Source organism: Bradyrhizobium sp. dw_78 (assembly GCF_018449525.1).
Taxonomy (GTDB): domain Bacteria; phylum Pseudomonadota; class Alphaproteobacteria; order Rhizobiales; family Xanthobacteraceae; genus Bradyrhizobium.
On record NZ_JAAVUS010000001.1, the window covers coordinates 233,955 to 246,949 of the forward strand.

General features: G+C 61.9%; 13 protein-coding genes. 8 read left to right on the forward strand and 5 right to left on the reverse strand.

Features of this window, described 5'->3' with window-relative positions:
- Positions 1–254: 254 nt before the first annotated feature.
- Both HB630_RS01060 and phaZ read right to left on the reverse strand, forming a co-directional pair.
- Positions 255–1,076, reverse strand: coding sequence for a helix-turn-helix transcriptional regulator (locus HB630_RS01060; RefSeq protein ID WP_213769513.1), 822 nt, complete (start codon positions 1,074–1,076; stop codon positions 255–257).
- A gap of 1,212 nt (positions 1,077–2,288) precedes the next feature.
- Positions 2,289–3,512, reverse strand: a complete 1,224-nt coding sequence (gene phaZ, locus HB630_RS01065) for a polyhydroxyalkanoate depolymerase (RefSeq protein WP_213769514.1) — start codon at positions 3,510–3,512, stop codon at positions 2,289–2,291.
- A gap of 171 nt (positions 3,513–3,683) precedes the next feature.
- Here phaZ and HB630_RS01070 point away from each other — a divergent pair, with 171 nt between their 5' ends.
- Both HB630_RS01070 and HB630_RS01075 read left to right on the forward strand, forming a co-directional pair.
- Positions 3,684–4,337 carry a glutathione S-transferase family protein gene (locus tag HB630_RS01070; protein WP_213769515.1) on the forward strand — a complete coding sequence of 218 codons (654 nt, stop codon included), beginning with the start codon at positions 3,684–3,686 and terminating at the stop codon, positions 4,335–4,337.
- 323 nt (positions 4,338–4,660) lie between these two features.
- The gene (locus HB630_RS01075; RefSeq protein WP_213769517.1) at positions 4,661–5,095 is read left to right on the forward strand and encodes a cupin domain-containing protein; all 435 of its coding nucleotides are present in this window, start codon (positions 4,661–4,663) and stop codon (positions 5,093–5,095) included.
- Between the two features lie 355 nt (positions 5,096–5,450).
- On the opposite strand, the gene HB630_RS01080 is transcribed toward HB630_RS01075, so the two are convergent.
- Positions 5,451–5,657, reverse strand: a complete 207-nt coding sequence (locus HB630_RS01080; protein ID WP_213769518.1) for a hypothetical protein — start codon at positions 5,655–5,657, stop codon at positions 5,451–5,453.
- 249 nt (positions 5,658–5,906) lie between these two features.
- Here HB630_RS01080 and HB630_RS01085 point away from each other — a divergent pair, with 249 nt between their 5' ends.
- The 3 genes from HB630_RS01085 (at position 5,907) to HB630_RS01095 (ending at position 8,070) form a co-directional block, all read left to right on the forward strand.
- Positions 5,907–6,260: a hypothetical protein gene (locus tag HB630_RS01085; protein ID WP_213769519.1), complete on the forward strand. Its 354-nt coding sequence runs from the start codon at positions 5,907–5,909 to the stop codon at positions 6,258–6,260.
- A gap of 203 nt (positions 6,261–6,463) precedes the next feature.
- Positions 6,464–7,390 carry an SMP-30/gluconolactonase/LRE family protein gene (locus HB630_RS01090; RefSeq protein WP_213769521.1) on the forward strand — a complete coding sequence of 309 codons (927 nt, stop codon included), beginning with the start codon at positions 6,464–6,466 and terminating at the stop codon, positions 7,388–7,390.
- Positions 7,391–7,476: 86 nt separating this feature from the next.
- Positions 7,477–8,070 carry a GNAT family N-acetyltransferase gene (locus tag HB630_RS01095; RefSeq protein WP_213769522.1) on the forward strand — a complete coding sequence of 198 codons (594 nt, stop codon included), beginning with the start codon at positions 7,477–7,479 and terminating at the stop codon, positions 8,068–8,070.
- A 43-nt stretch (positions 8,071–8,113) separates the two neighbouring features.
- Here the strand turns inward: HB630_RS01095 and HB630_RS01100 are convergent, their stop codons facing one another.
- Complete coding sequence (locus tag HB630_RS01100) at positions 8,114–8,956, reverse strand: MoxR family ATPase (protein WP_213769523.1); 843 nt, start codon at positions 8,954–8,956, stop codon at positions 8,114–8,116.
- Positions 8,957–9,160: 204 nt separating this feature from the next.
- On the opposite strand from HB630_RS01100, the gene HB630_RS01105 reads away from it, so the two are divergent.
- The 3 genes from HB630_RS01105 to sseA all read left to right on the forward strand — a co-directional run bounded on the left by HB630_RS01105 (position 9,161) and on the right by sseA (position 11,892).
- Entirely contained in the window at positions 9,161–10,336 is a 1,176-nt protein-coding gene (locus HB630_RS01105; protein WP_213769525.1) for a VWA domain-containing protein, read from the forward strand.
- Between the two features lie 135 nt (positions 10,337–10,471).
- Positions 10,472–10,888: a rhodanese-like domain-containing protein gene (locus HB630_RS01110; protein WP_213769526.1), complete on the forward strand. Its 417-nt coding sequence runs from the start codon at positions 10,472–10,474 to the stop codon at positions 10,886–10,888.
- A gap of 143 nt (positions 10,889–11,031) precedes the next feature.
- Entirely contained in the window at positions 11,032–11,892 is an 861-nt protein-coding gene (sseA, locus tag HB630_RS01115) for a 3-mercaptopyruvate sulfurtransferase (RefSeq protein WP_213769527.1), read from the forward strand.
- Here the strand turns inward: sseA and HB630_RS01120 are convergent.
- Positions 11,889–12,788, reverse strand: a complete 900-nt coding sequence (locus tag HB630_RS01120) for a hypothetical protein (RefSeq protein WP_213769529.1) — start codon at positions 12,786–12,788, stop codon at positions 11,889–11,891. The genes sseA and HB630_RS01120 overlap by 4 nt on opposite strands.
- Positions 12,789–12,995 lie beyond the last annotated feature (207 nt).

Genomic DNA, 12,995 nt, shown 5'->3' on the forward strand with positions numbered 1-12,995 from the left:
CCAACTTTGCGCACTCGCTCCGCCGCGAAAAAGCATCAGCCCAAAGCCCGTGTAGCGCGCCACCGCGCGTCGTACATCCAATCGGTCGATTGAATCGCTCTAGACTGCTTTTGGAATGCGAAAGTGTTGCAGATAGAACGCGCGCAGTTATGAGAAGCTGCCAGCGCGTTGTTCAATCCTGCCAAACCACGCGAAAGGATGCATGGCGTACATTCCGCAAATTGCGCGCGCGAAATGCGCAAGGCGTAATGAGATCACGAATCGATCTGGCGTCCTGCCAGATAACGGGCAGGCGGCTTGCCCATGGCCTTGCGGAACATGGTGACAAAGGCACTAGCGTCCTCATAGCCGAGTTCGACCGCCACGGCCCGGACTGACGCTCCTTGGGTCAGGCGCCGCAGCGCGAAGAGGATGTGGAGCTGCTGGCGCCAGCGGCCGAAGCTCATGCCGGTCTCGCGTTGCAGGATACGAGCCAAGGTCCGCGGGGCGATGGATGTGCGCTGGCTCCACTCATCCATCGTCGCGCGATCCGAAGGATCGGCCATCAACGCAGCCGCGATCTTACGCAGCTTGGTGTCGGCCGGCATCGGGAAGTTCAGCTTGTCGACAGGTGCCAGCGACAGTTGGTCGAGCAGCACCGTGGCGATCCGGCCATCGGTGCCGTCGACATCGTACAGGACAGGCATCTGGGTGACGTGCAGCAGCAAATGCTCCAGCAACGGCGAGATCGATAGGGTACAGCACTGCCTCGGCAGCGCTGACGCCGCATCCGGTTCGACGAACAGCCAATACACCTCGACTTCGCCGGAGGCGGTCATACTGTGGGGAAGATTGCCGGGAATCCAGACCGCGCAGCGTGGCGGTACGATCCAGACGCCTTTGTCGGCTTCGCAAGTGATGATACCGCGTACGGTCAGGAGAAGCTGCGCCCTACGATGGCTATGGACGGCGAGCTCTATGCCCTTGGTGACGATAGCGGCGCCGCCGGCGACGATGGCGCGGGGCACATCCTCAAGAGAAAACGTGCCACGATCAGGGGAGCCGATCTCGTTTTCCGCGGGATGATAGAACGGCATGGCTGGTGATGATCGATCCGAGTGCGATTGACAGATCAGACATATCAGTCCGCGATTGCGACTTTCAACACAAGTGTCAATCGGCGTTCAAATTCGGCTATGGCTCACTTTTGAAACGGTTTGGGAGATGTTTGACGCTTTGATTGGGTGAGAATCAGCGTCGATGAGAGCGAGGCGAACATGCTGACCACTAAGCGATGAAATGTCAGTAAGCGCCGCTCGTGACTTCCGCTGTTGGAACTTTTCAGGCCTTGCGTGATCTCTGACTCGAGTCCGGAGTGCGTACCGAAGCAGACCTTCGCCGGCCATTCTGAATTTATGAGTTGACGCTCCAAGGCTGGCTCCGCCCGCTGATTTGGGACCTGTCCAGTCCTCTCTGCGAAAACATTTTGCTTCACAGCCAGGCCAAATCACTTCCATGTCCTCCGCCATCCCGTTCCCGCAAGAGGGGCGTATCGCGATCGTCACGGACGTTGGGCGCGGGATGCGATGGACGCGGCGGCGCGCAAGACGAAGCGCGCTGACGCGGACGGCGAAGCCGTGTGGTCCTGATGTCCCGACGCTGGCATCAAATTCGCGAAGACGCGTTGCCGCGTCTGGCGGATGACGGTGGCAAGAAAGCCCGGTCGCCGGGGAGAGCGCGGAGTAAGCCGTTAAAACCATTGCGCAGGGAAGGCCGGATGATCGGTCTGAACCTGTGGTGACTTACTCGTGTGCTTTTTTAGTTGCACGGGGCCGCGGGTGCAGGCTGCACCCGGCTTTCCCTGCGCCCTCTGTCATTGAGGGAGAGGATATTGCACCGGCTCGGGCGCTATCTGCGCCGCGGGAATGCGGATGCGCGTTCTCAGTTGGTCCCGTCATTGCGCGATTACGCGTCAGCGCGAAACCTTAGTTGCGCGATGGTGCATCGGGGAATTGCGCGCGACCATTTCGAGGTTCCGGATCGGAGCTTCGCTCCGTCCGGAATGACGAACCGAGGATGGATTGCTTCGCAATGACGGTCTGGGATCGGTGGCGCAAGTCATGAAAAAGTGAAAAGCCACGGCACAGTCGATGCGGCATTTGCCGGCCAGGATTTGTCATTCCGGACGGTCCGCGACGCGGACCGATCCGGAATCTCGAAATGATACGGGGAGCCTGTTTCCTCGGGATTCTCCGATGTGCAATTGCACATCGGAGTTCACCCTTCAGGCGTTCCGGAATGACGTGGCTTCACGAATTGACATGCACGAAATCCCGCAGCAGCGGATAGATCTCGTTGTTCCAGCGCTTGCCGCTGAACACGCCGTAATGGCCGACGCCGGCCTGCATGTGATGCACCTTGCGATAGGCGCGCACGCCGGTGCAGAGGTCCTGCGCCGCCAGCGTCTGGCCGATCGAGCAGATGTCGTCCTTTTCGCCCTCGACCGTCATCAGGCCCATGCGCTTGATCGAGGCCGGATTCACCGGGCGGCCGCGATAGGTCAATTTGCCCTGCGGCAGCAGATGTTCCTGGAACACGTCTCGGATGGTCTCGATGTAGAAATCCGCCGGCAGATCCATCACCGCGAAATATTCATCGTAGAAGGTCTTGATCACATCGGCCTTCTCCTTCTCGCCCTTGGCGAGAAGATCGGCGAGTTCGATATGCTGCTTGATGTGGCGTTCGAGATTCATCGACACGAAGGCAGTGAGCTGCACGAAGCCGGGATAGACCTGGCGAAACGCGCCCTTGCACTGAAACGGCACGTAATTGATCATGTTGTCTTCGAACCATGTCAGCGGCTTGCTCTTGGCGAACTCGTTGACCTTGGTCGGCTGGATGCGGGTGTCGATCGGACCGGCCATCAGCGTCAGCGTCGCCGGCCGCGCCGGATGATCGTCCTCCGACATGATCGCCGCCGCCGCCAGCGCGGACACCGAGGGCTGGCAGATCGCCACCATATGCGCGCGCGGGCCGAGCTGATCCAGGAAGGTGATGAGATGTTCGGTATATTCGTCGAGGCCGAACTTGCCCCGGTCGAGCGGGATATCGCGCGGATTGTGCCAGTCGGTGATGTAGACGTCGTGGTCCTGCAGCAGCGTCTTCACGGTGCCGCGCAGCAGCGTCGCGAAGTGACCGGACATCGGCGCCACCAGCAGCATGCTCGGCTGTTCCGGCGCACCTTCTTTCTTGAAATGCAGCAGCGAACCGAACGGCGTCGCGTAGGCGACTTCCTCGGTCACCTTCAGTTCGCGGTTGCCGACCATGACCGTGTCGATGCCGTAAGGCGGACGGCTATAGGTGAGGGAGGAGCGGGAGATCAACTCCAGCGCGGCCGCGAGCCGTCCAAACAATTTGTCGGAAAGGCCCTGTGGAACGAGGTTGAGATATTTCAGCGCCGCCGCCGCACTGCTCCGCCACGGCGCGGTCAGATCCATATGGTTCTGATAGGCCTGATACAACATCGACGCCATCCAACTGCCCCCGCGCTTTATTGCTATGCAATATCGAAGCCAAAGCAGAGTCAATCAGCCTTGCAAACTGGCACGTCGCTTGCTGAATAAAACATGTGAAGCATAAACTATGGGCATTTGCCGGGTGTCCGCGCATGGCCCGGCAGGCGTTCAGCGTGAGGGAAAGGCCCAATGGCGAAAGCGACACTGACCATCAGCAGCAAGAATTATTCGTCGTGGTCGCTGCGTGGCTGGCTGCTGACCAAATTCTCCGGCCTGGAGTTCGACGAGATCGTCACCGCGCCCGACGACGCTTCCGCGCGGGCCGAGATCCTGTTGCTGTCCTCATCGATCCTGGTGCCGTGCTTGCGGCACGACGGCGCCACCGTCTGGGATACGCTGGCGATCGCCGAATATCTCAATGAGACCATGCCGCAGGCCGGGCTGTTGCCGGCGGACCGTATCCAGCGGGCGCATTGCCGCTCGATCTGCGGCGAGATTCATTCGGGTTTCACGACGCTGCGCGCCTCGTTGCCGGTCAATCTGAAAGGCCACTTTCCCAAGTTTAAGATCTGGTCGCGCGCGCAGGCCGATATCGACCGGGTCTGCGCCATCTGGCGCGAGTGCCTGGCCACATCCGGCGGGCCGTTCCTGTTCGGCGAACGCAGCATGGCGGACGCCATGTACGCGCCGGTGGTGACGCGCTTCATGACCTATGACGTGACGCTGGAGCCGGGTCTTGCGGCCTACGCCGGCACGATCATGGCGATGCCCGAGATGCAGGAATGGATCGAAGCCGCCAAGGCCGAGCCCGCCGAGATCGAGGAGCTCGAGGTTGAATATTAGGCAGGCTGCGCGCCGGGCTGCCCGTTCCAACGGCCCAAGCGCAGGGCAGGCGGTGCTTACCTTGATGCCACGAAAGGCCCGGCCGGAACGGTGGACCCGACCTCGCGGCGGTGCGGGTGGAAATTAGCTCGTTCAAAATTTCGGATGGCGTCCAGCGGCTTCATCGCCCCCGGCTCGCCTTCCCGTTGCAATTGCCGCGCTGCAACCCGGCTGGCGCGATTTTCGCATAGCCTCATGCAGCTGTGAACGCCGCGATCCGGCGCTGCCAAAAAATTGGACGCCGATTCTGGTCGCGACCGCACGCGCAAACGGTGGAGGCCGTCATGAACCAGCATGCAGTCGTCAGCAAATTCTCCCACGTCAAACCCGGCGATACCGAATTCAAGGGAGGCGGTCTTCGCGACTTCTTCCTGTACCGCGACCTCGGCATCGCCGACGCCACCGGCGGCCAGGTGATCTGCCATCTGGTCAAGGCCAATGCCGACATGCCGCCGGAAGACGGCACCGGCTGGCACCGCCACGATTGCGACTTCCAGATCGTGATCATGATGAAGGGCTGGGCGCGTTTCATGTACGAGGACAAGCCGACGCTGGTTAAGGCCGGCGACGTCGTGCATCAGCGGCCGGGTATCGTGCATTACCTGTTCGATTACTCGCCGGACATGGAATATCTCGAAATCGTCAGTCCGGCGGACTTCAAGACCGTCGAAATGCCGCCGGCGACCGACAACGTGCCGCCTGTTACGCCTTGGAAGTAGCCCGAAGATGTCGTCGCCTGAGGAGTTAACCTTTGTCTTCGGCCGCTGGCTGCTGCCGATCGTTCGCGTGCTGGATATGGTGCGCCGCATGAGACCGGCGCCGACATCTAGCCGTGAACAACGGAGTACGGGGCCCGGCGGCTGATTCGGACGCCGTTCGTTCCACCGGCGTTCCGAATCTTAAAAAGCCACCGGCGCGCGTCGCATTATGGCACAGCGGCGGCGCATCCGGCCGCATGCGGGCCGCCGTCGCGGTTTCGAGCGGAAACCAGCCCGCGTCCGGTGAGTGGGACGGGCATCGGTTCGCATGAGGAAAACGCGTCAAAAGCAAATATCAATCGGAGCCAATGCGGCGCTAGAAGCGGGGTAAGCGCCAGCCGACCACGGTCGCTTCCAGCGCACTGCCGGATTCATCGTTACGCCATTGGCCCGCGATAAACCGGCAGGCGAATGGCAGTCGGTATGTTCCGCTGTGATCCTCGCACAGCACCTCGACCGGCTGATCCGGCGGCGGTGCGCCGAGGCCGTTGAACTCGGCCAGACGACGTTCGCGCGTTACCATTTCACGATCCCCTGTGGCAGCGCCCCGCCCCTTGGCATATGTCCGCAAACCTCAAGGCGCGAATGAGGTAGCACTGTGATAATCTTTGGCTTCCCACACCCGACTCGCGACAAATTTACCACGCCACGGCATTTTCGAGCGAGCCAAGTGCCGGTTCGCGTTAACAAAATGCGCCAGTACAATGGATCGGGCCTCGGTTCCGATACGGTCGGAACCGAGGCCCCGGCGCGGCCGGATAAGGATTTTTCAATGATGGACCGGATCGTTCTCGCGCTGCTCGTTGTGGCGCCTTGCCTGATGACATCGGGTAAAGCCGCCGCCCAGGACGTTCCCGGCATCGAAATCTGCACCGTCGAAAAGACCATGGAACGGCGCACCAGTTGCCTGCAAAGCAATGTCGATTTCCTGCAAAAGACCATCAACAGGATGGCCGCCGATCATCAGCAAAAGCTCGACGCCGCGAGCCGGCAGATCGATGGCCTGAAGGCGGCTGTCGTCAGTTTGCAGAAGGCGGTGGAGGACTTGCAGGCGGCACAGAAGAAAGCCGAGGCGCCGGCAGCAAAGGATAATGCGCCGACGCCCGCGAAGGACGGCGCGAAGTAACTGAGCGGCGATAGCGGGGCGAGATGGGGGCTGATTGCTGATTGAAGACCAGCGCATCGGCAACGCTGCCCTGCGCGGTCCCGCCGGCCGGGCTCGCTTGGCAAGCCATATCGAGTTTGTCATAACTTGGCGCAACAAAAGGTTGTGCCAGCGGAATCGAGCCTGAAATCCGCCTGCGACCAACAACAAGCGGGAGGATTTTGATGCCCAATATTCGCGTGCTCGCCACAGGTCTCGAATTTCCCGAAGGCCCGGTGGCGATGCCGGATGGATCGGTGGTGCTGGTCGAAATCCGCGGCCGGCGGCTGACGCGGATCTGGCCGGACGGGCGCAAGGAAGTGATCGTGGAAATTCCCGGCGGCCCCAACGGCGCGGCGCTCGGGCCCGACGGCAAGATGTACATCTGCAACAATGGCGGCTTCAGCTGGATTCCGACGCGCAACACCATCATGCCGGGCCCGCAGCCCGATGATTATATCGGCGGTTCGATCCAGCGCGTCGACCTGCAGAGCGGCAAGATCGAGACCGTCGTCCACACATGCGGCGAGCATCCCTTGAGGGGGCCGAACGACCTCGTGTTCGACAAACATGGCGGGCTCTGGTTCAGCGACCTTGGCAAGCGCCGCGCCCGCGACATGGATGTCGGCGCGGTTTATTACGTCAAGCCGGTCGCCAACGAGATCGTCGAGGCCGTGCTGGGCATGCTGCCCGCCAACGGCATCGGATTGTCGCCGGACGAAAACACCGTCTATGTCGCGGAGACGCCGACGGCGCGGCTCTGGGCGTACGATCTGTCGGCGCCGGGCACGGTCCGGCCGCACGACGTGATCTATCGCGGCGAGCGCGGCAGGCCGGTCGCCGGCCTCGGCGGCTACCAGATGTTCGATTCGCTCGCGGTGGAAGCTTCCGGCAATGTCTGCGTGGCGACGCTGGTCTCGGGCTGCATCTCGGTGATCGCGCCCGACGGCACGCTCGTCGAGCAGGTCCCGACCGGTGACCGCGTCACCACCAACATCGCCTTTGGCGGACCCGAACTGAAGACCGCCTACATCACGCTGTCCGGCAAGGGCGAGTTGATTGCGATGGATTGGACGCGGCCCGGCCTGCCGCTGAATTTCCTGAACAAGTGATCTGATGACAAAAAGCATGAGGGCCTCGTCATTGCACGGCAATGACGGATATGGTGTGCTCCTCAGGATGAGGAGAGATGATAACAATGCCCTGGCTTGAACCGATTACCTTGAACGGCGCGCAGGCGCGGCTTGAGCCGCTGTCGCCGGACCATTGGGGCGGCCTGACCGAGGCGGTGCAGGACGGCGAGCTGTGGAAGCTCTGGTACACGTTCATTCCGCGCCCCGAGGACATGCGCAAGGAAATCGATCGCCGGCTCGGCTTGCAGGCGGCGGGGGCGATGCTGCCATTCACGGTGTTCGACGCCGAGGGCAGGATCGCTGGCATGACGACCTATATGAACGTCGATGCGCCGAACCGGCGCGTCGAGATCGGCTCGACTTGGTATGCCGCGCGCGTGCAGCGCAGCGGGGTCAATACGCAGTGCAAATTGCTGCTGCTCGCGCATGCTTTTGAAAAACTCGATTGCATCGCGGTCGAATTCCGCACCCATTTTTTCAATCACCAGAGCCGGCGCGGCATCGAGCGGCTCGGCGCCAAGCAGGACGGTATCCTGCGCAGCCATCAGATCGCGCCCAACGGCACGCTGCGCGATACAGTCGTCTACAGCATCATCGCCGGCGAGTGGCCGACGGTGAAGGCGCATCTCACCTATCAACTGAATGAAAAGGCGCGATAAGCATCATTGGATTGGGCATGGTTCAACGGAGTTGAATCATGCGCTACACTTCCCGGCGGCTGAGAAACGCCAGCCGTTCGAACAAGTGTACATCCTGCTCGTTTTTCAGGAGCGCGCCGTGCAGCGGCGGGATCAGCTTGCGCGGATCGCGCTCCCGTAGCATTTCCGGCGTGATGTCTTCATTCAGCAGCAATTTCAGCCAGTCCAGCAGCTCCGAGGTCGACGGCTTCTTTTTCAGTCCCGGCACTTCGCGCACCTCGAAGAAAATCCGCAACGCTTCTTCCACCAGCCGCTTCTTGATGCCGGGGAAATGCACCTCGACGATTTTGTTCATGGTGTCGATTTCGGGAAACTTGATGTAGTGGAAAAAGCAGCGGCGCAGGAAGGCGTCGGGCAATTCCTTTTCGTTGTTCGAGGTAATCATCACGATCGGACGCAGCTTGGCCTTGATCATCTCGCCGGTCTCGTAGACGAAGAACTCCATGCGATCGAGTTCAAGCAAAAGGTCGTTGGGGAATTCGATATCGGCCTTGTCGATCTCGTCGATCAAAAGCACCGGCCGTTGTTCGGCGGTGAACGCCTCCCACAGCTTGCCGCGCTTGATGTAATTGCCGATGTCGGTGACGCGGGAGTCGCCGAGCTGGCTGTCGCGCAGGCGCGACACCGCGTCGTATTCGTAGAGTCCCTGCTGCGCCTTGGTGGTCGATTTGATGTGCCAGGTCAGGAGCGGCGCACCGAGCGCCTTGGCGACTTCCTCCGCCAGCACGGTCTTGCCGGTGCCGGGCTCGCCCTTGACCAGAAGCGGGCGCTCCAGCACGATCGCGGCATTGACGGCGACCTTGAGGTCATCGGTCGCGACGTAATCCTTTGTACCGGTAAATTTCATCGAATCCTTGCCTTGTTTTCTTTGGCGCGGAATATGCGCGCTTTGACGTGTCTGGAACGGCAGCCTGCGTCCCAGCCGTAGATCGGCGGTCGTTGCGGGATTGAAGCCTTCTGGCCCGATAGTAATTGAATTAGCCCGGAGGTCTAGGCCCCGGACGTGCGGAGGCCCCTTGACGGACAGGGGCCGGCGGGCAATCTGTAAGCCATGTTCCTGCAATTCTTCACATCTCTGCGCGATGCCCAGGTGCCGGTGTCCCTGCGCGAATATCTGACGCTGATGGAGGCGCTCGACGCCGACCTCGCCGGGCAGTCGGTGGAGAATTTCTACTATCTGTCGCGCGCGGCGCTGGTGAAGGACGAGCGCAACCTCGACAAGTTCGATCGCGTGTTCGGCACCGTGTTCAAGGGGCTGGAGAACCTGCTCGATGCGATGGAGAAGGCGGACATTCCGGCCGAATGGCTGAAGAAGCTTGCGGAAAAATATCTCACCGAGGAAGAGAAGAAGCAGATCGAGGCCATGGGCTGGGACAAGCTCATGGAGACGCTGCGCCAGCGCCTCAAAGAACAGCAGGGCCGGCATCAGGGTGGCAACAAGTGGATCGGCACCGCCGGCACCTCGCCGTTCGGCGCGCATGGCTACAATCCCGAAGGCATCCGTATCGGCCAGGAAAAGAACCGCAACAATCGCGCGGTGAAGGTGTGGGATCGCCGCGAGTTCAAGGATCTCGACGGCAATGTCGAGCTCGGTATTCGCAACATCAAGGTCGCGCTGCGGCGGTTGCGCAAATTCGCCCGCACCGGCGCGCCGGATGAACTCGATCTCGACACCACGATCAAGGAGACCGCCAATCACGGCTATCTCGACGTGCATATGCGTCCCGAGCGGCGCAACGCGGTCAAGGTGCTGGTGTTCTTCGATATCGGCGGCTCGATGGATTCGCATGTCGAGCAGGTCGAGGAACTGTTCTCTGCGGCGAAATCAGAATTCAAGCACATGGAATATTTCTACTTCCACAATTGCCTCTATGAAGGCGTGTGGAAGCAGAACAAGCGCCGCTTCACCGACCGCACCCCGACCTGGGAGGTGCTGCACAAATATCCGCACGACTACAAGGTGGTGTTCGTCGGCGACGCTTCGATGTCGCCCTACGAGGTCATGGTGCCCGGCGGATCGGTCGAGCATGTCAATGAAGAGGCGGGATCGGTCTGGCTAGAGCGCATCACGCGCACCTATCCGCACGCGATATGGCTCAATCCAGTGGCGCAGCGGCACTGGGATTATTCGGAATCGACCACCATCATTCGCCGGCTGTTTTCGGATCGGATGTTCCCGATCACGATCGAAGGCCTGGAGAATGCGATGAGGGAATTGGTGCGGTAACAACGCGGCCGTCATTCCGGACGACGCGAGGCGGCGATCCGGAATCTCGATGTTGCGAAAATCGATAAGATTCCGGGTTCGCGTCTTCGACGCGCCCCGGAATGACGGCAAGAACGCAGAAGGGAGAGACAATAAATGCCCCAGACCATTCACCGCGGTATCAAGGCCCTGATCGACGAGGCTAATGCCGAGATCGAAACGCTCAGCGCGCCGGAGGCGATCAAGGCCGCGCAGGGCGAGGATGTCGTGATCGTCGATATCCGCGATCCCCGCGAGATCGAGCGCGACGGCCGGATTCCCGGCGCGTTCTCCTGCACCCGCGGCATGCTGGAATTCTGGATCGATCCGGCAAGCCCTTACGCCAAGCCGATCTTCCAGCAGGACAAAAAGTTCATCTTTCACTGCGCCGGCGGCCTGCGTTCGGTGCTTGCGGCCAAGACCGCGCAGGACATGGGCCTGAAGCCGGTGGCGCATATCGGCGGCGGTTTTGCCGCCTGGCGCGACGCCGGCGGGCCGGTGGAGAAATATGAACCGAAGAAACCGAAGGATTGAAAATTCTCTCTTGCGTCATTCCGGGGCGCGTAAAGCGCGAACTACGATGTACGATGGCACATCGGTGAATCTCTTTTCAATAACTTCTGGATCCCGGGTCTATGTGCTGCACACGCATCCCGGAATGACAACAAGGTAGCATCATGACCACGACCGACGATCCGCTTGTCTCGACCGACTGGCTCGCCGCGCATCTCGACGACGGAAAGGTCAGGATCATCGACGCGTCCTACAAGATGCCTGGCGTGACGCCGCTGCCGGCGGAGGATTATCTGGCCGCGCATATTCCGGGTGCGGTGTTTTTCGACGTCAACACCATCGCTGCTCCCGGCGATCCGCGGCCGCATATGTTTCCGGACGCCGGGCAGTTCGCCCGCGATGTCGCGGCGCTCGGCATTTCTTCTGACGATACCGTGGTGGCCTATGATTCCGGTGGCTGGGTCGCGGCGCCCCGGGCATGGTGGATGTTTTTGTCGTTCGGTCATCCGAACGTGAAAGTGCTGGACGGCGGCTTGCTGAAATGGCGCGCCGAAGGCCGTCCCGTGCAGTCCGGGCCGGTGACGCCGAAGCCGGGACAGTTCCAGGCCAAGCTCGATCCGAACTTCATCCGAAGCCAGCAGCAGGTGGTCGGTAATCTCGAAACGAAGCAAGAGCAACTGGTCGACGCGCGGCCGCGCCCGCGTTTTGAGGGCGCGGTCGCCGAAGCTTGGCCCGGCCGCCGCTCCGGCCACATCCCCGGCAGCCGCAACGTGCCTTACGCCGATCTGTTCGACCCCAGGACCGGCGCCATGAAACCGCTCGACGAACTGCGCAAGGCATTCACGGGCGCCGGCGTCGATACGGCCAAGCCGATCGTGACGACCTGCGGCTCGGGCGTTTCCGCGTTGGTGTTGACGCTGGCGCTCTATTGTCTCGGCGTCCGCGGCATGGGACTCTATGACGGCTCGTGGGCCGAATGGGGGCTGCCCGACGGGCCGCCGGTCGCCACCGGGCCTGCGACTTAGTGTGCGGCGAAGGCTGGCTGGGCGAACGGATCGGCGAACTGCTGCGCCGCCTGTTGCGCAAGGCGGGCACGCTCCGCCTCAATCTTGCGGCGCTTGGCCTTGCGCTGCGCCTCCTGGCGTTTTTCCTCCAGGCTCTTGTCGGCCTTTTCTGGTTTTGCGCCGGCGGCCTTTGCTTTCTCTGCCGTGATGTTGACCGGGGGGCCGCCCAGCGTGGCGATTTTGGCCGAGGTGCCGTCGGCGTCGGGTGAGCCCGGTTGCGCGGAAGGGTGAGACGAAGCCTCGGCCGCGGGCGCAGGAGAGGCCGCCGGGGCCGCTTCGACGGAGGTAGCCGGAGTCGATTCGGCGATGATTGGCAGCGGGGCCAGCGTGGCTGCGGCGGCCTTTACCGCCTCGGCGGGGGCGATGGGCGTATCGCCTGACGTCGCCTGAGTCTGAGGCGGGTTTTCGGGGCTTGCCACTTCGGGCTTTATCGGCTCGGCCTTTGCGGGGGCGGGCGGCGGCAAATCCGCCGGCTGCAACACGGCGATCTTCTCGGATGGAGGCTGCGGCCCGGTGGAGGCCGTCGGCGGTGATTCGTCCGTTGCGGCTATCCCTTGCTCCGCCACCGCCGGAACATGATCCGGCGCCGGCGGCTCGGCTTTCACCGCGGGCTGCGGCTCTGCCCTCGGAGCCGGAGCATCGGATTTCGGCGCGTCGTCCACGCGCAGCATCGCCAGAACCGGCTTGGTGGCGGTGAGCTCCTGCGCGAGTCTGGTTTCGGGCGGTGGTTGCCAGCCCGGAGCGCTGGCGAATTCCTCGTGGGCGGTGCGAAACAGCGCCGCGGCGCCGAGGCCGAAGACCAGGATCGACGTCGACAGGACGATCGCGGCGAACAGAAAGCGAAAACCGGGAAGCATGGACGCCAAATTCCGCTTCGCGAGCGATGCGAAGGTATATGAATTGCCAGGAACGCGGTGAGGACAATAGCCACGGCACGGGAAATCACCCGGCGCGCAGCGAATCAGGCTGAAACGAGAATAGCGCAAGGTTTTCGCGCGGCGCTTGTTAAAAATGTCCGCGGCCGATGCTCCATCGGGGCCGGCGATCGTTTCCTGGCCCGGTGA